We start from the raw sequence: 24,540 nt of genomic DNA, 5'->3' as shown, positions 1-24,540 counted from the left end.
TTGTATGGAAAGGAAAGTATATGTCTCTTCAAAAATTAGAAAACTATAGTAATAAAGCAGTCGTCCAAGAAGAAGTCTTGATTCTGACTGAGCTATTAGAAGATATCACAAAAAATATGCTGGCGCCAGAAACCTTTGAAAAGATTATCCAGTTGAAGGAATTATCAACTAGCGAGAATTATCAAGGGCTCAATGACCTAGTGACCAGTCTTTCCAATGAAGAAATGATTTACATTTCTCGTTATTTCTCTATCCTTCCACTCTTGATTAATATATCTGAGGATGTGGACTTAGCCTATAAAATTAACCACCAGAACAATGTGGACCAAGACTATCTAGGGAAATTGTCTACAACCATAAAGATGGTAGCTGAAAAAGAAAATGCAGCTGAAATTTTAGAAAAGTTAAATGTCGTTCCTGTCTTGACCGCCCATCCAACGCAAGTACAACGCAAGAGTATGCTGGACTTGACCAACCATATCCATACGCTCTTGCGCAAGTACCGTGATGTCAAACTAGGCTTGATTAATAAAGAAAAATGGAACATGGATCTCCGTCGTTACATTGAAATTATCATGCAAACAGACATGATTCGTGAGAAGAAGTTGAAAGTAACTAACGAAATCACGAACGTGATGGAGTACTATCAAAGTTCCTTCCTGAATGCTGTTCCGCGTTTAACGGCTGAATATAAGAAACTAGCTAAAGAACAAGGAATTGAGCTCCAACATCCAAAACCAATTACTATGGGGATGTGGATTGGAGGAGACCGTGATGGAAATCCTTTCGTAACAGCGGAAACCCTCAATAAATCAGCTTTGACTCAGTGCGAAGTCATCATGAACTACTACGATGAAAAGATTTATAATCTTTATCGTGAATTTTCACTGTCAACCAGTATCGTGAATGTCAGTGATAAAGTTCGTGAGATGGCGCTGAAGTCACAAGATAACTCCATTTATCGCGAAAAAGAACTCTATCGTCGTGCTCTTTTTGATATCCAAGCTAAGATGCAGGCAACTAAAGCTTATCTCATTGAAGATAAGGATCTTCAGCCTAGATATGCTACTGCAGATGAATTCTATCAAGACTTGTTGGCCATTCGAGATTCTCTCCTTGAGAACAAGGGAGAATACCTGATTTCAGGAGAATTTGTTGAACTGATGCAAGCCGTTGAAATCTTTGGCTTCTACCTTGCTTCTATTGACATGCGTCAAGACTCTAGTGTTCATGAAGCCTGTGTGGCTGAATTGTTAGCATCTGCTGGCATCAACGACCATTATAGCGATCTCTCTGAAGATGAAAAATGCGCCCTCCTCTTAAAAGAGTTGGAAGAAGATCCTCGTATCCTCTCAGCTACTAATGCTGAAAAGTCAGAACTGCTTGAGAAAGAATTGTCTATCTTCAAAACTGCTCGTAAGTTGAAGGATAAACTGGGGGAAAATGTCATTCGCCAAACTATCATCTCTCACGCGACAAGTGTATCTGATATGCTAGAATTAGCCATCATGCTCAAGGAAGTAGGCTTGGTGGATGCTCAAAAAGCGCGCGTTCAGATTGTTCCCCTCTTTGAAACGATTGAAGACTTGGATCACTCGGAAGAAACCATGAGAAGATATTTCTCTCTTCCATTGGCTAAAAAATGGATTGCTTCAAAAGACAACTACCAAGAAATCATGCTTGGTTACTCTGATAGTAACAAGGATGGTGGTTATCTATCATCATGTTGGACTCTCTATAAAGCACAACAACAACTGACTGCTATCGGGGATGAATTTGGCGTTAAAGTTACCTTCTTCCATGGTCGTGGTGGTACTGTAGGTCGTGGTGGTGGCCCAACTTATGAAGCCATCACATCTCAACCGCTCAAGTCTATCAAGGACCGTATCCGTCTGACTGAGCAAGGAGAAGTCATTGGAAACAAATACGGTAATAAAGATGCTGCCTATTATAACCTTGAAATGTTGGTTTCTGCAGCCATTAACCGTATGATTACCAAGAAGAAGAGCGATACCAACACGTCAAATCGTTATGAAGCTGTTATGGATCAAGTGGTGGACCGTAGCTACGATATCTATCGTGATTTGGTCTTTGGAAATGAACATTTCTATGACTATTTCTTCGAGTCAAGCCCAATCAAGGCTATTTCCAGCTTCAATATTGGTTCGCGTCCAGCAGCTCGTAAGACCATCACTGAAATCGGTGGTCTACGTGCCATTCCTTGGGTCTTCTCATGGTCACAAAGTCGTGTCATGTTCCCAGGATGGTATGGTGTGGGATCAAGCTTTAAAGAGTTCATAGATCAAGATCCGAAGAATATCGAGTTTCTTCATGACATGTACCAAAACTGGCCTTTCTTCCAATCTCTTCTTTCCAATGTGGACATGGTCTTATCTAAGTCTAACATGAACATTGCTTTTGAATATGCCAAGCTCTGTGAAGATGAAGAAGTGCAGGCTATCTACTACACTATTTTAGATGAATGGCAGTTGACTAAGGACGTTATTTTAGCTATTGAAGGCTATGACGAACTTTTGGCAGAAAACTCTTACCTAAAAGACAGCCTAAACTATCGTATGCCTTACTTTAATATCCTTAACTACATCCAGTTGGAGTTGATCAAACGTCAACGTCGCGGCGAATTGTCAGTTGACGAAGAAAAACTGATCCATACAACTATCAACGGAATTGCAACCGGTTTGCGTAATTCAGGCTGATATTCTACAAACTTCCTCTTTTTTCAAGGGGAAGTTTTTGAATTGTTTAAAAAATTCTAAAAATAGTCTTGACAAGTAGTTGAAAAATGATATAATTTAAACATTCAGAAAGTAATCATTGAAGTTTTTTAGAGAGTCTGTGGTTGGTGGAAACAGATAGATGAAAGTGATGAAAATTGGGCTGAATGTACTTAAGAATTTGAAATCATAAGAATTCGGTGAGCACACCTTACAGTGCAACTCGTTATTGCGAGAAAGAGCGATAGGGATATTCCCTATAATTGAGGTGGCACCGCGCATCGACGTCCTCACACAAGTTTTTTGTGTGAGGACTTTTTCTATGGGAGGAAAGATATTGGAATTTAAACGATGGAATCGCTTGTTTTGTTGAAAAGAGCATTATACAAGTGATTTAAAAGGAGAAAGAATATGAAAAATAAACGTTTAATGGGAATTATCGCTGGATTAGCAGTATTGGTAGTGGCTAGCTTGATTTATTCATCTATGAACAAGCCGGTAGCTAAGGAAGAGCAAAAGGTTGCTAAGGTTGGTGTCCTTCAATTTGTTAGTCATCCATCCTTGGACTTGATTTACCAAGGGATTCAAGATGGACTAGCTGAAGAAGGCTATAAGGACGACCAAGTAAAAATCGACTTTATGAACTCTGAAGGCGATCAGAGCAAGGTTGCAACCATGAGTAAACAATTGGTGGCAAATGGAAACGATGTAGTTGTTGGGATTGCAACACCAGCAGCTCAAGGACTTGCAAGTGCTACTAAAGATCTACCAGTTATCATGGCTGCTATTACAGACCCAATCGGTGCTAACTTGGTCAAAGATTTGAAAAAACCAGGTGGCAACATTACAGGGGTATCAGACCATAACCCTGCTGAACAACAAGTAGAGTTGATTAAAACCCTCACACCAGATGTCAAAACAATCGGCGCTCTCTACTCAAGTAGCGAAGATAACTCAAAAACACAGGTAGAAGAATTCAAGGCTTATGCTGAAAAAGCAGGCTTGACAGTCGAACCATTTGCCGTTCCATCGACTAACGAAATTGCTTCAACAGTTAATGTCATGACAAGTAAGGTTGATGCGATTTGGGTTCCAATTGACAACACCATTGCATCCGCATTCTCAACAGTTGTTTCAAGCAATCAAACAGCTAAAAAGCCAATCTACCCAAGTGCCACTGCCATGGTAGAAGCAGGTGGATTAGCATCTGTAGTAGTTGACCAACACGATCTTGGAGTGGCTACTGGTAAAATGATTGCCAAAGTTTTGAAAGGTGAAAAACCGGCTGATACTCCAGTTAATGTCTTTTCAACTGGTAAGTCAGTGATCAACAAAAAACTAGCACAGGAACTTGGCATCACAATCCCTGAGTCCGTTCTAAAAGAAGCGGGGCAAGTGATTGAATAAGGATAAAGGGGGAGTTGGAGACATCTCCTCCCATTTTTACTAAAGAAAGAAATGAGTGAAAGATTATGATAGTATCCATTATTTCTCAGGGGATGGTTTGGGCGATTCTAGGTTTGGGAATCTTTATGACTTTCCGAATTTTGAATTTTCCAGATATGACTACTGAGGGCTCTTTTCCTCTAGGGGGAGCAGTAGCTGTAACCTTAATAACGCAGGGAGTCAATCCGTTTTTAGCGACCTTAGCTGCAGTAGGAGCGGGATGCCTAGCTGGAATGGCGACGGGACTCTTATATACCAAAGGAAAAATCCCAACCCTCTTATCAGGAATTTTAGTAATGACTTCCTGCCATTCCATCATGCTCATGATTATGGGGCGTGCTAATCTGGGGCTTCTTGGAACCAAGCAAATTCAGGATGTCTTGCCTTTTGATTCAGACCTTAACCAACTCCTGACTGGATTAATCTTTGTAGCTCTTGTAATTGGTCTTATGCTCTTTTTCCTAGATACTAAACTAGGTCAGGCCTACATCGCTACAGGTGACAACCCTGATATGGCTCGTAGCTTTGGTATCAATACGGGACGTATGGAACTCATGGGCTTGGTTCTCTCAAATGGGATTATCGCGCTTGCAGGGGCTTTAATTGCTCAACAGGAAGGATACGCGGATGTTTCACGAGGAATCGGAGTGATTGTCGTAGGGCTTGCTAGCTTGATTATTGGTGAGGTATTGTTCAAGAGTTTGACCTTGGCAGAGCGACTTATGACCATCGTTGTAGGCTCTATCGCTTATCAGTTCCTCGTTTGGGGAGTGATTGCTCTTGGGTTTAACACAAGTTATCTTCGTTTATACAGCGCCTTGATTTTGGCAGTTTGCCTTATGATTCCAACCTTCAAAAGCAAATACCTGAAAGGAGTCAAGTTTAGCAAATGACAGCAATTGTAGAATTAAAAAATGCTACCAAAGTTATCACGAATGGCTTTGATGAGGAAAAAATCATTCTGAATGATGTTTCTCTTGAAATTTTCGAACATGATTTCATTACCATCTTAGGGGGAAATGGAGCGGGGAAGTCAACGCTTTTTAACACTATTGCAGGTACCTTACCTTTAACAAGTGGAAGTATCCATATCATGGGCGAGGACGTGACGAATTTTTCACCTGAAAAGCGGGCTAAGTACTTGTCTCGTGTCTTTCAGGATCCTAAGATGGGTACGGCTCCCCGTATGACGGTGGCGGAAAATCTCTTAATTGCCAAGTTTCGTGGTGAGAAGAGAGGACTCCTTCCTAGAAGGCTTTCAAGCTATAGGGAAGAGTTTCAGGCTACCATTGAAAAAGTGGGAAATGGTCTTGAAAAGCATCTAGATACTCCGATTGAGTTTCTTTCAGGTGGACAACGTCAGGCCTTGAGTCTCTTGATGGCAACCTTGAAGCGACCAGAGTTGCTCTTGTTGGATGAACACACAGCAGCTCTCGACCCAAAGACTAGTGTTGCCTTGATGGAGTTAACAGATGACTTTGTCAGCAAGGATCATCTAACAGCTTTGATGATTACCCACCATATGGAAGATGCACTAAAGTATGGCAATCGTCTGATAGTCATGAAGGAAGGCCGTATCATCCAAGATCTCAATAAAGAAGAAAAAGCTAAGATGAAAATCTCAGACTACTATCAATTATTTGAATAGATGAGCCAGTATTTGATCAAAAAATAGTGAAGATTAACTTAGAAACATGCAGATGTTTCTAGGTTTTTTAGTTTCATAATTAGATGAATTGGTGCACTTGTCCAAGTTGCTTCATTTTATAGTATAATAAGTATTAGCATGGAGTATAAATATAAGATTATTCCTAGACTCTTTAAGATTAAAGAGTTGAGAAAGTGATAGAATGTCATCTTTTAAAGTGGTAAACCAAAAATTTTTCAGAACCATTCAAGATAGAATTTAAAATCAGCCATTCTAGACATAGAATTCGTCAATTCTCAGAGTTTTTGACAGTTCGAGCTATCGAATGGTTTAAAAATTAAAAAAGTAGCAGTTCAAACACTTCGAAGATTTCTAAAACTTTTATATTATGGTAATTCTAAACCTAGATTTAAAAGGATATTCATGCAAATTAACGAATTGATAGATTTGATTGTTCAAATCTAAGAATATTGAAGCAGTCAAAGAATAATGAATACAAATCTATAAGTGACCTTCAGCTTATCCAAGGTTTAAGTAAGGAAAAAGGTAGATAAAAAAATTTTAAAAATCGTACTCATAATTTTATTAGTTTTTCTAACTTTGTTTGGTCTATATCGTGTCTATCAAAAGTATTATTATAAAGGAGTGCATGAATCTTTAAGTAATGTTTTTTTAGAAATGAACTATGCAGAGATAAATAGTGGTGTTTTACCTGGCCTCGCTGATTTTAGTACAGCCGTTGACGGAGGTGAATCATATCGCGATAAGGATATTATAGTTGGTATGAGTCTTGAATCAGGCTTATCTGAGAGTGAAACTATATTAGTGTATGTAGGTATTGAAGAAACATTTCTAATTGAGTATAGACGATCGTTACCTAATGGCAGATATCTTTTTATTGACTATGATTATAGAGATAAGATGCTCAAACAAACTATTGAAATTTCAGAATCTGATCAATCATTAGCTTACGGGTTAATTGGTTATAATATAGAAGTGAAGAGTGGAAAAGAATCTGATTTAGAGCTACATTTAAAAAGTTCCTATAGTTTTAGCTCGACTAAAGGCTTACCAAATTTTCAGATAACAAATCCAAACGAAGTACTAGAGTATTTAAAGCCTTATGGGATTGATGAAGCTTGGATTAAAGAAAAATCCCACTTCATGCTCTATGATGTCGTTCTAGAACGCTGGTTTAAAAATGGTAGTCAACGTTACTCGGTTGATAATCTTGGGGATGTAGAGATTGTGCCACTAAGTTTTTCTGAATAGGATGGAGCCGACTCAAACTTATTTTTCCTATACTTTTAAGAAAATATCAAAATCAAGGATATCTAGGATAATAATAAGTCATTCAAAGTGAAAAAAATTCAATAAAACATATTGTTTATGGAGGTAAAAAATGACTTACACACAAGAAGACTTTCAGGAATGGATTTTCCAGATTGAATTTAAAATGGATTATTTTACTAAGGATTTTGCCCAAGAGCAAAATTTAATCTTGGACTATAGCATGCAGTCCTTGGATGATTTGGAGGCTTGGATTTTGGCTCATTATGAAAATCACCATGTCTTGATAGAGGATAGAAAAGTCTTGGATTATTTAACTGTCTATATCGGAGAAACCTTCCGCAAGCACTTAGGTGGAAAGTGGTTCATTGACCTAAAGAATAAAAAGAATGCTTATTATTCCATGCCTGTGTTGGTTGATCCTTCCTATCGAGGAGAAGTATATAAAGCACCCATGACTTTTGCAACGGCTTGTATCAGCAGAAAAGATGGACAATATATTAGCAGAATACTGAAAAATAATCTTCAAGAACAAGCAAAATAAAAATAACTTATGAGCAATCTTACAAGAAAATAAAAGGAGAAGTTGGAGGAGTTAAGGAGAAGATTTCCGATAACAGGATAACAGTGAGTTTTTATGAAATATAAGTAGGGAAAGCGTATGAAATGGTTTACTTTTTTTCAGAAATAAGCTATACTAGTTAACGTAAAACTATGATAAGATGGAGGTATTGTGTATGGTTGACAAGCAAGTCATTGAAGAAATCAAAAACAATGCCAACATTGTGGAAGTCATAGGTGATGTGATTTCTTTACAGAAGGCTGGACGGAACTATTTAGGGCTCTGTCCTTTTCATGGTGAAAAGACCCCCTCTTTCAACGTTGTGGAAGACAAGCAGTTTTATCACTGTTTTGGCTGTGGGCGTTCAGGAGATGTTTTTAAGTTCATCGAAGAATACCAAGGCGTGTCCTTCATGGAAGCCGTTCAGCTCTTAGGAGAGCGCGTCGGTATTCAACTGGCTATGCCGGTACAGTCTCGTCCTCAACAGGCCTCACCTCATCAAGCTCTATATGATATGCATGAAGAAGCCGCCCGCTTTTACCATGCCATCCTCATGACGACCAAGATGGGAGAAGAAGCAAGGGCTTATCTCTACAAACGTGGATTGACGGATGATGTTCTGAAGCACTTTCAAATTGGACTGGCTCCAGCAGAGAGAACCTATCTCTACCAACGTTTATCTGACAAGTTTGAGGAAAAGGATTTATTGGATTCGGGCTTGTTTTACTTGTCAGATGGCAATCAATTTTATGATACTTTTTTCGGACGTATCATCTTTCCTTTGACCAATGATAAGGGGCAGGTTATTGCATTTTCAGGTCGTATCTGGCAAGAAACGGATAGTCAGACTGCCAAGTATAAAAATAGTCGCTCGACTGCAATTTTTAACAAGAGTTACGAATTGTATCATTTGGACAAGGCAAAAAAGGGAACAGGTAAGATTACAGAGCTCTATCTGATGGAAGGCTTCATGGATGTGATCGCAGCCTACCGTGCTGGTATAGAAAATGCTGTGGCTTCTATGGGGACAGCGCTGAGCAAGGAGCATGTTGAGCACCTCAAACGCTTCACCAAAAAGATTGTTCTCAGTTATGATGGTGACAAGGCAGGACAGGCAGCGACAGCCAAAGCTCTGGAAGAATTAAAAGATTTCTCAGTGGAGGTTGTCCGAGTACCTGATGCTATGGACCCAGATGAGTATTTGCAAAAGAATTCTCCTGAAGATTTGGCCTACCTCTTAACCAAGACTCGGATTAGTCCTATAGAGTTCTATATACACCAGCTCAAGCCAGAAAATAGTGATAACTTGCAGGCACAAATCGAGTTCATTGAAAAAATAGCTCCCTTGATCGCCAAGGAAAAGTCTATCACTGCCCAGAATTCTTATATTCACATTCTGGCGGATAATCTACCTTCCTTTGATTACCAGCAGGTGGAGCAGATTGTAAATGAAAGTCGGATTGTTCAGAGGCAGGAGAGAGTCAAAGAGGAGCAACCTCCAGCAGCGATTAGTTTACCTGTAACGCGACAATTGACAGCAGTCATGAGAGCAGAGGCTCATCTCCTTTATAGGATGGCTGAAAATCCAGTTGTGTTAAATGACTACAGATTAAGAGAAGATTTTTTCTTTGATACCCCAGAATTTCAGATTCTTTACGAATTATTAAGTGAGCAGGGAGAAATCGGCTCAGAGGAACTTTCTCATCAGACACCTGAAGTTGAAAATGCCTGGTACCACGTGCTTAGCCTGGATTTGCCAGCTGAGATGTCGCCTCAGGAGCTCGCGGAAGTCGAAGAAACTCGAAACCGTGCCCTCCTCAGCAAGGACAACTTACGAATTAAAAAGAAAGTGCAGGAAGCTAGTCATGTAGGAGATACAGACACAGCCTTGGAAGAATTGCAACGATTGATTTCCCAAAAGAGAAGAATGGAGTAATAATGGCAACAAAACAAAAAGAAGTAACCACATTTGATGTGCAAGTAGCAGATTTTATCCGTAACCACAAAAAAACAGGAACAGCAACAGATGATGAAATCAACTCAAGTCTGGTTATTCCTTTTACCCTTGATGCAGACGGTATTGAAGACCTTTTGCAACGGATTCAGGATGCTGGAATTTCTATCACTGATAACGAAGGAAATCCAAGTGCGCGTGTCCTTAGTACAGAAGAAGAGCCAGAGCTCAGTGATGAGGATTTGATTGGTTCTACCTCTGCTAAGGTTAATGACCCTGTCCGTATGTATTTGAAGGAAATTGGGGTTGTTCCTCTTTTGACCAACGAAGAAGAAAAAGAATTGGCTCTAGCAGTTGAAGCAGGTGATATCGAAGCTAAACAACGTCTTGCGGAAGCCAACCTTCGTTTGGTGGTATCCATCGCTAAACGCTATGTAGGACGTGGTATGCAGTTTCTTGACTTGATTCAAGAAGGAAACATGGGCTTGATGAAGGCAGTTGACAAGTTTGACTACTCAAAAGGATTTAAGTTTTCTACTTACGCAACTTGGTGGATTCGTCAGGCGATTACTCGTGCCATCGCTGATCAGGCGCGTACTATTCGTATCCCTGTCCACATGGTAGAAACGATAAATAAGCTTGTCCGTGAACAGCGTAATCTCCTTCAAGAATTGGGGCAAGATCCAACTCCTGAACAAATCGCTGAGCGTATGGATATGACACCTGACAAGGTGCGTGAAATCTTGAAAATCGCTCAAGAACCAGTATCGCTTGAAACACCGATCGGTGAAGAGGACGATAGCCATCTTGGGGACTTTATCGAAGACGAAGTGATTGAAAATCCAGTAGACTACACAACTCGAATCGTTTTGCGTGAGCAGTTGGATGAAGTCTTGGATACTCTCACAGACCGTGAAGAAAACGTCTTGCGCTTGCGCTTCGGGCTAGATGATGGGAAAATGCGTACTCTTGAAGATGTTGGTAAAGTCTTTAACGTAACTCGTGAGCGTATCCGTCAGATCGAGGCCAAGGCTCTGAGAAAATTGCGTCAACCAAGTCGCAGCAAACCGCTTCGTGATTTTATTGAAGATTAGAGTGAGGATGAACATGGCTTATACAGAAGAGCAAATTGAAACGATCAAAACACGTATTTTAAATGCCTTGGAAGAAGTAATTGACCCTGAGTTGGGGATTGATATTGTCAACCTAGGTTTGATTTATGAAATTCGTTTTGATGGTGAAACAGGTCACACTGAAATTGATATGACCTTGACAACTATGGGCTGCCCATTGGCTGACCTTTTGACAGACCAGATACACGATGTGATGACAGATGTGCCTGAGGTAACTAATACCGAGGTCAAATTGGTCTGGTATCCAGCTTGGACGGTTGAAAAAATGAGTCGCTATGCGCGTATCGCCCTAGGAATTAAGTAATCGATTGGAAAATTGCGAGAGACGATTGGAAAAGAGAGGGGCTCCTCCATTTTCCTCTGGTCTCTTCTTTCTTTTACTGATTTTCTTGAAATAAAATGGTATAATGAGTAGTATGGAAAACAAAAAATTGCGTATTAATATGCTAAGTTCAAGTGAAAAGGTGGCTGGTCAAGGAGTGTCAGGAGCCTACCGTGAATTGGTGAGTCTACTTCATCGTGATGCCAAAGATCAGTTGATTGTTACGGAGAATCTTCCTGTAGAGGCAGATGTAACCCACTTTCATACCATTGATTTCCCCTATTATTTATCTACTTTCCAAAAGAAACGCTCTGGGAGAAAAATTGGCTATGTGCATTTTTTGCCTGATACGCTTGAGGGGAGTTTGAAGATTCCATTTTTCCTAAAAGGAATTGTCAAACGCTATGTTTTTTCCTTTTACAACCGAATGGAACACCTGGTGGTGGTTAATCCCATGTTTATAGAGGATCTAGTTGCTGCGGGTATTCCACGTGAAAAAGTAACCTATATTCCAAACTTTGTAAATAAAGAAAAATGGCATCCATTGCCAGCTGACCAAGTAGCAAAACTTCGTCAGGAAATGGATTTAGCTGAAGAACAGTTTGTTGTTATCGGTGCAGGTCAGGTCCAGAAACGTAAAGGAATTGATGACTTTATTCGTCTTGCGGAGGAATTGCCAGAAATTACCTTTATCTGGGCTGGTGGTTTTTCATTTGGTGGAATAACAGATGGTTATGAACGCTATAAGAAGATTATGGATAATCCACCTAAAAATCTAATTTTCCCAGGTATTGTGTCACCGGAGAGGATGCGGGAACTGTATGCTTTGGCTGATTTGTTCTTACTACCTAGCTATAATGAACTATTCCCTATGACCATCTTAGAGGCAGCTAGTTGCGAGGCTCCTATTATGTTAAGGGATTTGGACCTGTATAAGGTCATTCTTGAGGGAGATTATCGTGCTACAAGTGATGTCTCTGAGATGAGAGAAGCAATCCTAGAATATAAAGAAAATCCTGCAGCATTGAAAGAATTGAAAGAAAAAGCGAAAAGGATATCCAAGCAGTATTCGGAAGAGCGTTTACTGGGAATTTGGTTAAAATTTTATCGGGAACAGGCTGCTCTAGGTAAAAAGTGAGGTAATCTATGCGAATTGGTTTATTTACAGACACCTATTTTCCTCAGGTTTCCGGGGTTGCGACCAGTATTCGAACCCTGAAGACAGAGCTTGAGAAGCAAGGCCATGCAGTTTTTATCTTTACAACAACAGATAAAGATGTGAATCGCTACGAGGATTGGCAAATTATTCGCATTCCGAGTGTCCCTTTCTTTGCATTTAAGGATCGACGATTTGCCTATCGAGGTTTTACAAAGGCACTTGAAATCGCCAAGCAGTATCAACTCGACATCATTCACACCCAGACAGAATTTTCACTTGGATTATTAGGGATTTGGATTGCACGAGAATTGAGAATTCCTGTTATCCATACTTACCATACCCAGTACGAAGACTATGTGCATTATATTGCTAAGGGAATGTTGATTCGTCCAAGTATGGTAAAATATCTGGTACGTGGGTTCCTTCGTGATGTAGATGGAGTGATCTGTCCTAGCGAGATTGTTCGGGACCTTTTATCTAAATACAAAGTGAAGGTTGAAAAACGTGTCATTCCAACCGGAATTGAGCTAGCTAAGTTTGAACGACCTGAGATTAAAGAGGAAAACTTGCAAGAACTTCGTTCGAAGTTAGGTATTCAGGAAGACGAGAAAATGCTACTGAGCCTTTCGCGTATTTCTTACGAGAAGAATATCCAAGCAGTTCTAGATGCTTTTGCTGAAGTATTGAAAGAAGAAGATAAAGTAAAGCTGGTCGTTGCTGGAGATGGTCCTTATCTGGATAGTCTGAAAGAGCAAGCAGTGAAATTAAACCTGCAAAAACATGTGATTTTTACAGGGATGATTGCTCCAAGTGAGACAGCCTTATACTATAAGGCTGCAGATTTCTTCATCTCTGCCTCTACTAGTGAAACCCAAGGATTAACTTATCTAGAGAGTTTAGCCAGTGGAACGCCCGTCATTGCTCATGGCAATCCTTATCTTGATAACCTGATCAGTGACAAAATGTTTGGAACCCTCTACTATGGAGAACAGGAGTTAGCAGGGGCCATCCTTGAAGCCTTAATCGCTACTCCGGATATGTCTGAACAAAAGTTGGCGGATAAGTTGTACGAAATTTCGGCTGAAAACTTTGGAAAACGAGTACATGAGTTTTACCTTGATGCCATTATCTCCAATAACTTTGAACATGAATTACATGATGGGAAACCTGTCAGTCAGCGCTTTTTGAAAACGATTTTATATCTACCCCAACAGGCTGTTACAAGCCCAGTAAAAGAGTCTAAGCGTATTTTGCGGGCTTCTCGGAAGCAATTATCCAGCATCAGAGATTATTGGAAAGATGAATTCAAATAATAGAATAAGAGGAAAATATTATGAAAAAATTAATGCGAAGTGGAAAAAATCAAATAATTGGTGGAGTCTGTGCAGGAGTTGCCCATTATTTTGATATTGACCCAACAATTGTTCGTGTTGTTTGGGGTGTTCTTGCATTTTGTTATGGAGCAGGAATCCTTGCTTACATCATTTTATGGGTGGTTGCACCAGTTTCGACAGACTATTAAACTAGAATTATAAAGTGAAAAGGAGAAGTTATGGCTTTTGGAGATAATGGAAAACGTAAAAAAACATTGTTTGAGAAAGTGACACTTGTTGTCGTGCTCATCATGTTGTTTGTAACCCTTGCTGGTATCTTTGCGACAGCACTTGGAGCGTTTAGCAGATTCTAAGCAAGCTGCGAGGATAGAAACAATAACTAATGACTGGGTTCTCCCCAGCCTTTTTAAAGTGAGAAGAAATATGAGTATGTTTTTAGATACAGCCAAGATCAAGGTCAAGGCTGGTAATGGTGGCGATGGCATGGTTGCCTTTCGCCGTGAAAAATATGTCCCGAATGGTGGCCCTTGGGGCGGTGATGGTGGACGTGGTGGTAACGTTGTTTTCGTTGTAGACGAAGGTCTGCGCACCTTGATGGATTTCCGCTATAACCGTCATTTCAAGGCTGATTCTGGTGAAAAAGGAATGACCAAAGGGATGCATGGACGTGGTGCAGAAGATCTTCGTGTTCGTGTGCCACAGGGAACTACTGTACGTGATGCTGAGACAGGAAAAGTTATTACAGACTTGATTGAGCATGGCCAAGAATTTATCGTGGCACATGGTGGTCGTGGTGGTCGTGGAAATATCCGTTTTGCAACACCAAAAAATCCCGCCCCTGAAATCTCTGAGAATGGAGAACCAGGTCAGGAACGTGAGTTGCAACTGGAATTGAAGATCCTAGCAGATGTTGGTCTAGTCGGTTTCCCATCAGTCGGTAAATCAACCCTTCTTAGCGTGATTACCTCTGCTAAGCCAAAAATTGGTGCCTACCACTTTACGACAATTGTCCCAAATCTAGGGATGGTTCGTACGCAGTCAGGTGAATCGTTTGCTGTAGCAGACCTTCCAGGTTTGATTGAAGGGGCCAGTCAAGGTGTTGGATTGGGAACTCAGTTCCTTCGTCACATCGAGCGTACACGTGTCATCCTTCATATCATCGATATGTCGGCTAGCGAAGGGCGTGATCCTTACGAAGATTACCTTGCTATCAATAAGGAATTGGAATCCTACAACCTTCGTCTGATGGAGCGTCCACAGATCATCGTGGCCAACAAGATGGATATGCCTGAAAGTCAGGAAAATCTGGATGCCTTCAAGAAAAAATTGGCAGCAAGCTACGACGAGTTTGAGGAACTACCAGCTATTTTCCCAATTTCTGGATTGACCAAGCAAGGATTGGCGACTCTTTTGGATGCGACAGGTGAATTATTAGACAAGACTCCAGAATTCCCGATCTATGACGAGTCTGATATGGAAGAAGAGGCTTACTACGGCTTTGATGAGGAAGAAAAAGCCTTTGAGATTAGCCGTGATGATGATACGACTTGGGTACTTTCTGGTGAAAAACTGATGAAACTCTTTAACATGACCAATTTTGACCGTGACGAATCTGTCATGAAGTTTGCCCGTCAGTTACGTGGAATGGGGGTTGACGAAGCCCTTCGTGCGCGTGGAGCCAAAGATGGTGATTTGGTTCGCATCGGTAAATTTGAGTTTGAATTTGTAGACTAGGAGATTGATATGGGAGATAAACCGATATCATTCCGAGATGCAGATGGAAATTTTGTTTCTGCAGCAGATGTATGGAATGAAAAGAAACTAGAAGAATTGTTTAATCGTCTCAACCCTAAACGTGCCCTTCGATTAGCACGTACAAAGAAAGAAGAAACACAGTCCAAGAAATAAAAAATTCCCGTGATTTTTTGATCACGGGATTTGTGTTATTCACCAAAGAAAAATGGTGGTGCATATTTTTTAAGACTTTCAAAACAAGCTTGCGCTTTTGTAGCATCCTCACAGATAATCATGCAGACATCATCTCCACAAAGCGTTGCAATGACATCTGGAAAGTCCAAGGAATCAATTACAGATCCAAATGATTGAGCTAAACCGGGTAAGGTTTTCAAAATAACTTGGTGTTGGACAGGACGCAACATAACAAGAGCATCTTCCATATAATTTTCAAGACGTTTTTCCCACTTGGAGATAGAGCCTGTATTTAACACGTAGTAAGAATGATCTTCTTCTCGTACTTTTGAAAGGTTCATGGTTTTGATATCGCGTGATAAGGTAGCCTGTGTAACTTGGATATCGTTTTCGGCTAACAAGGCTTGCAATTCCGCTTGGGTATGGATTTTATTTTTTGAAACGAGGGCACGAATAAGTTGGTGTCTGTGTTCAGATTTGTTCATAAGTGTTAATAGCTCCTTTTATGAGGGAATAGTGATAGTAGATTGTGCTAAATCAACAGTCAAGTGATAGTCTGTATTATCTCGAATTGTAATCTCAAAGTCTGTTGTGTAGAGCACTAAGCGGAGAATGTCTCCTTCCTTAAGTTTGTAAATAGTTGGTTGAAGCTCTAGCTTGAAGTCCATCCATTCATTTGGTTGGATTTCTTCGATTGTCAAGAGATCATCTCGGTTTTGAAGATTGAGGTAGCCTTTAGTGATGACACGTTGAGCACTTGGATTGAATGGCAGTTCACAGAGATTTTCTAACATGTGGTAACGACCATTATCAATTGTTCGGACTGATTGAACCGCTGGATAGGGTTGAAGGTACTTCTGTTGTCCTAGTTGGAGGACTTGAGCAGACAATAAGCCCTTGTTTGTACTTGATTTGACACGAAGTTTCAGCTCCACTCGACCATTTAAGTGAATGTCTTGACTTACTGGGAGGTCAATGGTGATCTGATTAGCTTTTCCTTGGTAAAGTTCAGTGTTGAAGGTCTGGTAAGTCTTTCCATAACGTTCAAAATCTTTTTGATCATACTGGTTTTGAATTACTTTTTCTTCAGTTCCAAGTGGGAAAGTATGCAGTTTATTCTGTTTGCCAAAGTCGTCAAGGCTCTGCCATGTTTGCGGTTCAGTATTGTCCTGCCAGATGATAGTAGGGAGTTGATAGCTTGAGTCAAGTCCTAACAATTTCTTACTCAACAAGGCATTCATGGACTCGCGGAAGTCAATTGACTGCCAGTTGTTCATATAGACATGGGCACCATGATGGAAAAAGAGGTGCTTCTTGATATGAGTTGGAAGGGCATGAAACATCTGGTAAACATGAAGAGGTTTGACATTCCAATCCTGAGAACCATGCGTAAAGACGACCTCAGCTTGAACCTTGTGAGCATTGAGTAGATAGTTGCGGTCATGCCAAAACTGATTGTAGTCACCAGTCTTGCGATCGAGTTTCTCTTTAACCTTTTCTAAGTCTGCTTGATGAGCTTCATTGGCACGAATATAGTCACCGGCTTGGAGGTTGCGAGAGTAGGTCAATTCAGCAAGTGAGTCAAAATCCTCACCTGGATAGCCACCTGGGCTAGTCACCAAACCATTTTCTCGATAGTAGTTGTACCAAGAGGAAATACCTGCTTCAGCGATAATGACCTCTAAGCCATCAACACCAGTGGTGGCGAGACCATTGGACATGGTGCCTAGATAGGAAATTCCTGTTGTTGCAACTTTGCCGTTTGACCAATCAGCCTTGACTTGACGTTTGCGTGTGTGGTCTGTGAAAGCACGGCAACGACCATTAAGCCAGTCAATCACGTTTTTATATGCTTCAATTTGCCGGTAGTCCCCATTGGTCATGAGACCTTGGGAATCTTTGGTTCCAACACCCGATACATAGAGATTGGCAAATCCACGTGGGAGGAAGTAGTCGTTGAGAGTGTATGAGCTATTGATATGAGCTAACTTTTCTTCAGCTTCAGAGACGGGTTCAGCTTGGCCGATAGGCTCGACTAAATTCAGCTTGGGCTCCTCAAGCTGAATGGTGTGGGCAGGTTTGACCTCAAGCTCCCCTTCCATTTTGTAGAGAGCTTTATCGCTAGCTTTGACGTTGGTCCCTTGGTGATAAGGGCTGGCAGTCATAACTGAAGGAATTTGTCCATCATAACGCGGGCGAATAATGCTGACCTTGACTAAGTCAGGGAGACCGTCTTTATCAGTATCCACACGACTCTCGACATACACGACTTCACGAATGACATCATGAGTAGAGAAGGTTGCCAAGCTCTTACCGTTAAAGTAGTGGTAGTGATTGTCTTCTAAAATGAGTCCGTCACTAACAAATTGGTCGATGAGCGTATTTCCTTTTTTCGTTCGCGTATTGAGTAACTGATAAAGATTTTCGATGAGATCTCCATAAACAATAGGAAATCCAGTTTCTTTACGGAATTGTTCGGCGTCCTCAAAGTCAACAAGATAGTTAAACCCTAAAAGTTGAAAAACTACCGTGTAGAAAACATCAGCAGTTAAATCACGCTCTGATTGGAAAAAAGTTAATAGATCTGTTTCGTTATCCGCAGCCAAAGTGGATAAGGCATAATCCGTGTTAGAATAAGTGAAAAAACTCCAACGGATGAAGTCTTCAAATTGCTTTTTTAAGGGCAGTTGAGGGGACAATTCCAGACCAAGACTTGCTAATTCATCTAATTGTTGAGAACTAGTGGTCGGAAGATAGCTAAATTGATTAAAACGCATGGTTCTCTCCTTTGAAAACAGACTGAATTTATTATATCAAAAAATAAGGAAAAATGGAATAAATAAACTTTAATGCAAGAAATTTCGTGAAGCGGAATACCTATTTAGTAAGTTATTATAAAATGATGAATAAATACTATAATAAAAAGCTCTTTCTTAGAATTTTTTATATGTGAAATTGCATATAGAATCCGGCTTTATTATACTTTACTTAGTATAAAAATGTCTAAAATGACATTCAAATCCATCTTATAATATTAAAAATTAAAGGGAAGAAAGACGGAGAGGGTGTAAATGCTGATGTTAAAAAGAAAGCATCCGAGTTGCTTCAATATCCAACTTTAAATGGTATAATAGTAGTAAAACGAAAGCAAGGAGGAGAAGAAATGATTGCACAGCTCGACACCAAGACTGTTTATAGTTTTATGGAAAGTGTGGTTTCGATTGAAAAATATGTACAAATGGCTAAAGAATACGGCTATTCTCACCTTGCTATCATGGATGTGGATAATCTCTATGGAGCCTATCATTTTCTAGAAGCAACTCGTAAGCATGGCATTCAACCTTTAATTGGTTTAGAAATGACCTTGGTCAAAGATGAGGAGAATCTCTCTCTACGTTTTCTAGCCCTATCCACTAAAGGTTATCAAGAGTTGATGAAGTTATCCACTTTAAAAATGACTGGACGGAAAAATTGGTCTGACTTCACCTCCCACCTCGAAGATGTTGCTATTATTGTTCCCTATTTTAATGGGGTCGAACAGTTAGATTTAGGCTATGACTATTATATCGGTGTCAGTCCAGATGCTCCTCAAGAAGTCTTTACCAGACCCATTCTTCCACTCTACCAAGTCAACTCTTTTGACAAAGAAGACCTACAGGTTTTACAAATCTTGTCAGCAGTCAAGGACAATGTCAGTCTAAGAGAAGTGGATGTGCATTCACAACAGGGGATCTTTCTAACTGCCTCAGATTTAGAAGCTCGGTTTAAAAATCGCTTCCCTCAGGCGCTTGCCAATCTCCAGGATTTGATAGAGAATGTAAGCTATCAAATCGACCCAAGTTTAAAACTTCCTCGCTTTAATCCTGAAAGACCAGCGGTGGAAGAGCTTCGAGCAAGAGCTGAGAAAGGCTTGATTGACAAGGGGCTAACCTCAGCTATTTATCATGAGCGACTGAATGAGGAATTAGCTGTGATTCATGATATGGGATTTGACGACTATTTTCTTGTAGTTTGGGATTTGTTGCGTTTTGGACGTTCCCAAGGCTACTATATGGGAATGGGGCGTGGGTCTGCTGTGGGTAGTCTAGTAGCTTACTCACTGGATATTACAGGAATTGACCCGGTTGAAAAGAACCTGATTTTCGAGCGCTTTTTAAATCGTGAGCGTTACACCATGCCTGATATCGATATCGACATCCCTGACCTCTATAGACCAGAGTTCATTCGCTATGTTCGTGATCGGTATGGTAGTCAACACGTGGCACAGATTGTCACTTATTCGACCTTTGGAGCAAAACAGGCAATTCGTGATGTTTTTAAACGCTATGGCGTTCCAGAGTACGAATTAACAAATATTACGAAAAAAATCAGTTTCCGAGATACGCTAACGACAGCCTATGAAAAGAATTTGCAGTTTAGGCAGATTATCAATAGCAAGATTGAATACCAAAAAGCTTTTGAGATTGCTCGAAAGATTGAAGGTTATCCTCGTCAGACCTCTATCCATGCGGCAGGAGTTGTTATGAGTGACCAAGACCTGACAGACTATATTCCACTTAAATACGGTGAGGATATGCTGATCACTCAATATGATGCACATGCAGTTGAAGCTAATGGCCTTTTAAAAATGGATTTCCTAGGTCTGCGTAACTTAACTTTTGTCCAAAAAATGCAGGAATTACTGGCTGTGTCAGAAGGTATTCATCTGAAAATCGAAGAGATTGATTTGGAAGACAAGGGAACTCTTGCCCTCTTTGCTGCTGGAAATACCAAGGGGATTTTCCAATTTGAACAACCTGGTGCCATTCGACTCTTGAAACGAGTTCAGCCACAAGTCTTTGAAGAGGTAGTAGCCACAACCTCCCTCAACAGACCAGGGGCTAGTGATTATATTGATAACTTTGTCGCTCGGAAGCACGGCAAAGAAAAGGTGACGGTGCTGGATCCTGTCTTGGAGAACATTCTGTCATCAACCTACGGTATTATGCTCTACCAAGAGCAAGTCATGCAGGTAGCTCAGCGCTTTGGAGGTTTCAGTCTTGGTAAAGCTGACATTCTCAGACGAGCCATGGGTAAGAAAAATGCTAAAGAGATGCATTTGATGAAGGAAGATTTTATCACGGGAGCTATGAAATTGGGGCATTCAGAAGAAAAAGCTAACCAAGTCTTTGCAGTGATGGAAAAGTTTGCGGGCTATGGATTTAACAGATCCCACGCTTATGCCTACTCAGCGCTGGCTTTCCAGCTTGCTTATTTCAAGACACACTATCCTGCTATTTTCTTCCAAGTCATGTTGAATTATTCCAGTAGCGATTACATTGTGGATGCATTGCAGATGGGCTTTGAAGTAGCCCCGTTAGCAATCAATAGCATTCCCTATCACGATAAAATTGCTCAGAAGAAAATATATCTTGGTCTAAAAGCCATTAAGGGCATCCCAAGAGATTTTTCTTACTGGATCATCGAAAATCGTCCTTTCTCAAGCATTGAAGATTTTGTCACACGTCTTCCCAAGAATTACAAGAAACTGTCGCTTTTGACTCCTTTGGTTGAACTAGGGCTCTTTGATGAATTTGACAAGAATCGCCAGAAAATCTTAGTGAACCTACCAAACTTATTTGTTTTTGTTGAGGAGTTAGGTGGACTCTTTGCGGATACAACCTATAGTTGGACTGAAGCTGATGATTTTACTGAGACGGAGAAATTTTACAAGGAGCAGGAATTGATTGGGGTAGGTATCAGTGCCCATCCTCTCCAAACTCTTGCCAAACAAGCCCTATATCCGACGACCCCGATTGCTAATCTTACTGAGGGAGCTCAAGCTACTCTCCTAGTTGAAGTGCAAAAACTAAAAGTGATTCGAACCAAGAAGGGCGAGAACATGGCTTTCCTACAGGTTCATGACAGTAAGTCTCGGATGGATGTGACTGTATTTTCAGATCAATATAGAAAATTCGCCCCCATCCTCTCCGAAGGGAAATTTTACTATATCAATGGGAAGGTTCAATCTCGAGATGGCCGTCTGCAAATGATTGCACTAGATTTGAAGGAAGCAGTGGCGGAACGATTCTGGATTCAAGTTAAAAATCATGAATACGATAAAGAGATTTCAAATATCCTAGAACAATACAAAGGCCCAATACCTGTCATTATCAGGTATGAAGAGGAAGGAAAAACGGTTGTTTCTACACGGCATTTTGTAAAAAAAGAGCCTGCTTTACAGGAGAAATTAAAGGAAATTACCATGAAAACGATTTATCGCTAAAAATACGAAAAATAGAAGAATTTTCGATTTAAATATGGTATAATCAGTAAGAATGTTAAAAGGAAAAGGAGCAAAAACCAAATGAAACGTATTGCTGTTTTGACCAGTGGTGGAGACGCCCCTGGTATGAATGCTGCCATCCGTGCAGTAGTTCGCCAAGCAATCTCAGAAGGAATGGAAGTTTTCGGTATCTATGATGGGTATGCAGGTATGGTTGCCGGCGAAATTTATCCACTTGATGCTGCTTCAGTAGGAGACATCATTTCCCGTGGTGGTACTTTCCTTCACTCTGCTCGTTACCCTGAGTTTGCACAACTTGAAGGTCAACTTAAAGGGATTGAGCAGTTGAAAAAACACGGTATCGAAGGTGTCGTTGTTATCGGTGGTGACGGTTCTTATCACGGAGCTATGCGCTTGACTGAGCATGGATTCCCTGCTATCGGACTTCCAGGTACAATCGATAACGATATCGTAGGTACTGACTTCACAATCGGATTTGATACTGCAGTTACTACTGCAATGGATGCAATCGATAAGATTCGTGATACATCATCAAGTCACCGTCGTACTTTCGTTGTTGAAGTAATGGGACGTAATGCTGGCGATATCGCACTTTGGGCAGGTATTGCAACTGGTGCTGATGAAATCATTATCCCTGAAGAAGGCTTCAAGATGGAAGATATCGTAGCTAGTATCAAAGCTGGTTATGAATGTGGTAAAAAACACAACATCATCGTTTTGGCCGAGGGGGTTATGTCTGCCGATGAATTTGGTAAGAAACTAAAGGAAGCAGGAGATACTAGTGACCTTCGTGTGACTGAGCTTGGACATATCCAACGTGGTGGTTCACCAACCGCTCGTGACCGTGTATTAGCGTCACGTATGGGAGCACACGCTGTTAAACTTCTCAAACAAGGAATCGGTGGTGTCGCTGTTGGTATCCGTAACGAAAAAATGGTTGAAAACCCAATTCTTGGAACAGCAGAAGAAGGAGCCTTGTTCAGCCTAACAGCTGATGGCAAAATCGTTGTTAACAACCCTCACAAAGCTGACCTTGAACTTGCTAGCTTGAATAAGAGCTTGTCATAATCAACTTTAACTAATCTGGTAAAATGACCATAAAAGGTCAAATTATATAAAGGAGTCACAAATCATGAATAAACGTGTAAAAATCGTTGCAACTTTGGGTCCTGCGGTTGAAATCCGTGGTGGAAAGAAATTCGGTGATGACGGATACTGGGGTGAAAAACTTGACGTTGAAGCTTCAGCAAAAAACATTGCTAAATTGATTGAAGCAGGAGCTAACACTTTCCGTTTCAACTTCTCACACGGTGACCACCAAGAACAAGGTGAACGTATGGCAACTGTTAAACTTGCAGAAAAACTTGCAGGTAAAAAAGTTGGTTTCCTTCTTGATACTAAAGGACCAGAAATCCGTACTGAATTGTTCGAAGGTGAAGCTAAAGAGTACTCATACAAAACTGGTGAAAAAATCCGTGTTGCAACTAAACAAGGAATCAAATCAACTCGTGAAGTGATTGCTTTGAACGTTGCTGGTGCTCTTGACATCTATGATGACGTTGAAGTTGGTCGCCAAGTATTGGTTGACGATGGTAAACTTGGTCTTCGCGTTGTAGAAAAAGACGATACAACTCGTGAATTTGTAGTTGAAGTGGAAAATGACGGTGTGATTGCTAAACAAAAAGGTGTAAATATCCCTAACACTAAAATTCCTTTCCCAGCTCTTGCTGAACGTGATAACGATGATATCCGCTTTGGTCTTGAACAAGGTATTAACTTCATCGCGATTTCATTCGTACGTACTGCAAAAGACGTTAACGAAGTTCGTGCAATCTGTGAAGAAACTGGTAACGGTCACGTTCAATTGTTCGCTAAAATCGAAAACCAACAAGGTATCGACAACTTGGATGAAATCATTGAAGCTGCTGACGGTATCATGATCGCTCGTGGTGACATGGGTATCGAAGTACCATTCGAAATGGTTCCAGTTTACCAAAAAATGATCATCACTAAAGTGAATGCAGCTGGTAAAGTCGCTATCACAGCAACAAACATGCTTGAAACAATGACTGAAAAACCACGTGCCACTCGTTCAGAAGTATCAGACGTATTTAACGCTGTTATCGACGGTACTGACGCTACAATGCTTTCAGGTGAGTCTGCAAACGGTAAATACCCACTTGAATCTGTTCGTACAATGGCAACAATTGACAAGAATGCTCAAACCCTTTTGAAAGAATACGGTCGCTTGTCGTTTGTTAACTTGCCACGTAATTCTAAGACTGAGGTTATGGCTTCAGCTGTTAAGGATGCGACAAATTCTATGAATATCAAGTTGGTGGTTACTCTTACTAAGACAGGTCACACTGCTCGTTTGATTTCTAAATACCGTCCAGATGCTGATATCTTGGCAATCACTTTCGATGAATTGACTCAGCGTGGTTTGATGCTTAACTGGGGAGTTATTCCAGTAACCACTGATCGCCCATCAAACACTGATGATATGTTTGATCTCGCTGAAAGAATTGCAGTTGAGCAAGGTTTGGTAGAATCTGGTGATGATATGATTATCGTTGCAGGTGTGCCACTTGGCGAAGCTGTTCGTACAAACACAATGCGCATCCGCACTGTACGCTAATCTAACATTACAAAGCCTATCATATCAAGCTGTTCAGCTTGAATGATAGGTTTTTTTATCGAAATGGAATGTTTAATCAATAGGAATGGGAAAAAATTGAAAAT

At 40.6% G+C, this 24,540-nt stretch carries 20 protein-coding genes and 1 other annotated feature; of the genes, 18 read left to right on the top strand and 2 right to left on the bottom strand.

Annotated elements, in window-relative coordinates; all coding sequences use genetic code 11:
* Positions 1–20 precede the first annotated feature (20 nt).
* From ppc to MK405_RS03295, 15 genes are all read left to right on the top strand, one after another.
* The gene (gene ppc / locus MK405_RS03365; protein WP_268704316.1) at positions 21–2,717 is read left to right on the top strand and encodes a phosphoenolpyruvate carboxylase; all 2,697 of its coding nucleotides are present in this window, start codon (positions 21–23) and stop codon (positions 2,715–2,717) included.
* A gap of 96 nt (positions 2,718–2,813) precedes the next feature.
* Positions 2,814–3,030, top strand: a binding site (T-box leader).
* 116 nt (positions 3,031–3,146) lie between these two features.
* A complete protein-coding gene (trpX, locus tag MK405_RS03360; protein WP_268704315.1) occupies positions 3,147–4,142 on the top strand; it encodes a tryptophan ABC transporter substrate-binding protein in 996 nt (331 codons plus the stop codon).
* Positions 4,143–4,207: 65 nt separating this feature from the next.
* On the top strand, positions 4,208–5,074 hold the full coding sequence (locus tag MK405_RS03355) for an ABC transporter permease (protein WP_000637255.1): 867 nt from the start codon (positions 4,208–4,210) through the stop codon (positions 5,072–5,074).
* Complete coding sequence (locus tag MK405_RS03350) at positions 5,071–5,829, top strand: ABC transporter ATP-binding protein (RefSeq protein ID WP_268704314.1); 759 nt, start codon at positions 5,071–5,073, stop codon at positions 5,827–5,829. Before MK405_RS03355 ends, MK405_RS03350 begins: the two co-directional genes overlap by 4 nt.
* 600 nt (positions 5,830–6,429) lie before the next feature.
* Positions 6,430–7,101, top strand: coding sequence for a TipC family immunity protein (locus MK405_RS03345; protein WP_268704313.1), 672 nt, complete (start codon positions 6,430–6,432; stop codon positions 7,099–7,101).
* A gap of 130 nt (positions 7,102–7,231) precedes the next feature.
* Positions 7,232–7,663 (top strand): hypothetical protein, encoded by a 432-nt coding sequence (locus MK405_RS03340; RefSeq protein WP_268704312.1) that lies wholly within the window; start codon positions 7,232–7,234, stop codon positions 7,661–7,663.
* 193 nt (positions 7,664–7,856) lie between these two features.
* Positions 7,857–9,617, top strand: a complete 1,761-nt coding sequence (dnaG, locus tag MK405_RS03335) for a DNA primase (RefSeq protein ID WP_268704311.1) — start codon at positions 7,857–7,859, stop codon at positions 9,615–9,617.
* Positions 9,618–9,619: 2 nt separating this feature from the next.
* Positions 9,620–10,729 carry an RNA polymerase sigma factor RpoD gene (rpoD, locus tag MK405_RS03330; RefSeq protein WP_000201893.1) on the top strand — a complete coding sequence of 370 codons (1,110 nt, stop codon included), beginning with the start codon at positions 9,620–9,622 and terminating at the stop codon, positions 10,727–10,729.
* A 13-nt stretch (positions 10,730–10,742) separates the two neighbouring features.
* Positions 10,743–11,072, top strand: a complete 330-nt coding sequence (locus MK405_RS03325) for a metal-sulfur cluster assembly factor (RefSeq protein ID WP_061598633.1) — start codon at positions 10,743–10,745, stop codon at positions 11,070–11,072.
* Positions 11,073–11,184: 112 nt separating this feature from the next.
* Positions 11,185–12,228, top strand: a complete 1,044-nt coding sequence (locus MK405_RS03320; RefSeq protein ID WP_061598506.1) for a glycosyltransferase family 4 protein — start codon at positions 11,185–11,187, stop codon at positions 12,226–12,228.
* An 8-nt stretch (positions 12,229–12,236) separates the two neighbouring features.
* A complete protein-coding gene (locus MK405_RS03315; RefSeq protein WP_033605664.1) occupies positions 12,237–13,562 on the top strand; it encodes a glycosyltransferase family 4 protein in 1,326 nt (441 codons plus the stop codon).
* Positions 13,563–13,594: 32 nt separating this feature from the next.
* Positions 13,595–13,771: a PspC domain-containing protein gene (locus MK405_RS03310; protein WP_007519479.1), complete on the top strand. Its 177-nt coding sequence runs from the start codon at positions 13,595–13,597 to the stop codon at positions 13,769–13,771.
* 30 nt (positions 13,772–13,801) lie between these two features.
* A complete protein-coding gene (locus MK405_RS03305; protein WP_000863851.1) occupies positions 13,802–13,936 on the top strand; it encodes a DUF4044 domain-containing protein in 135 nt (44 codons plus the stop codon).
* 70 nt (positions 13,937–14,006) lie between these two features.
* Positions 14,007–15,317, top strand: a complete 1,311-nt coding sequence (obgE, locus tag MK405_RS03300) for a GTPase ObgE (RefSeq protein WP_268704310.1) — start codon at positions 14,007–14,009, stop codon at positions 15,315–15,317.
* A gap of 9 nt (positions 15,318–15,326) precedes the next feature.
* Positions 15,327–15,491, top strand: coding sequence for a hypothetical protein (locus tag MK405_RS03295; RefSeq protein WP_000502578.1), 165 nt, complete (start codon positions 15,327–15,329; stop codon positions 15,489–15,491).
* A 35-nt stretch (positions 15,492–15,526) separates the two neighbouring features.
* Here MK405_RS03295 and MK405_RS03290 read toward each other — a convergent pair whose 3' ends face one another.
* Both MK405_RS03290 and MK405_RS03285 read right to left on the bottom strand, forming a co-directional pair.
* The gene (locus tag MK405_RS03290) at positions 15,527–15,997 is read right to left on the bottom strand and encodes an arginine repressor (protein ID WP_001043015.1); all 471 of its coding nucleotides are present in this window, start codon (positions 15,995–15,997) and stop codon (positions 15,527–15,529) included.
* Positions 15,998–16,015: 18 nt separating this feature from the next.
* Positions 16,016–18,289: a Xaa-Pro dipeptidyl-peptidase gene (locus MK405_RS03285; protein ID WP_268704309.1), complete on the bottom strand. Its 2,274-nt coding sequence runs from the start codon at positions 18,287–18,289 to the stop codon at positions 16,016–16,018.
* A gap of 386 nt (positions 18,290–18,675) precedes the next feature.
* Here MK405_RS03285 and MK405_RS03280 point away from each other — a divergent pair, with 386 nt between their 5' ends.
* The 3 genes from MK405_RS03280 to pyk all read left to right on the top strand — a co-directional run bounded on the left by MK405_RS03280 (position 18,676) and on the right by pyk (position 24,436).
* On the top strand, positions 18,676–21,777 hold the full coding sequence (locus MK405_RS03280; RefSeq protein ID WP_268704308.1) for a DNA polymerase III subunit alpha: 3,102 nt from the start codon (positions 18,676–18,678) through the stop codon (positions 21,775–21,777).
* A gap of 81 nt (positions 21,778–21,858) precedes the next feature.
* Positions 21,859–22,866, top strand: a complete 1,008-nt coding sequence (gene pfkA / locus MK405_RS03275; protein ID WP_000820879.1) for a 6-phosphofructokinase — start codon at positions 21,859–21,861, stop codon at positions 22,864–22,866.
* A 64-nt stretch (positions 22,867–22,930) separates the two neighbouring features.
* Entirely contained in the window at positions 22,931–24,436 is a 1,506-nt protein-coding gene (pyk, locus tag MK405_RS03270; RefSeq protein ID WP_268704307.1) for a pyruvate kinase, read from the top strand.
* Positions 24,437–24,540: the final 104 nt, after the last annotated feature.

Origin of the sequence: Streptococcus oralis (genome assembly GCF_026782345.1) — a bacterium.
Taxonomy (GTDB): Bacteria; Bacillota; Bacilli; order Lactobacillales; family Streptococcaceae; genus Streptococcus; species Streptococcus oralis_CK.
This window is presented reverse-complemented; position numbering and strand designations above follow the sequence as displayed.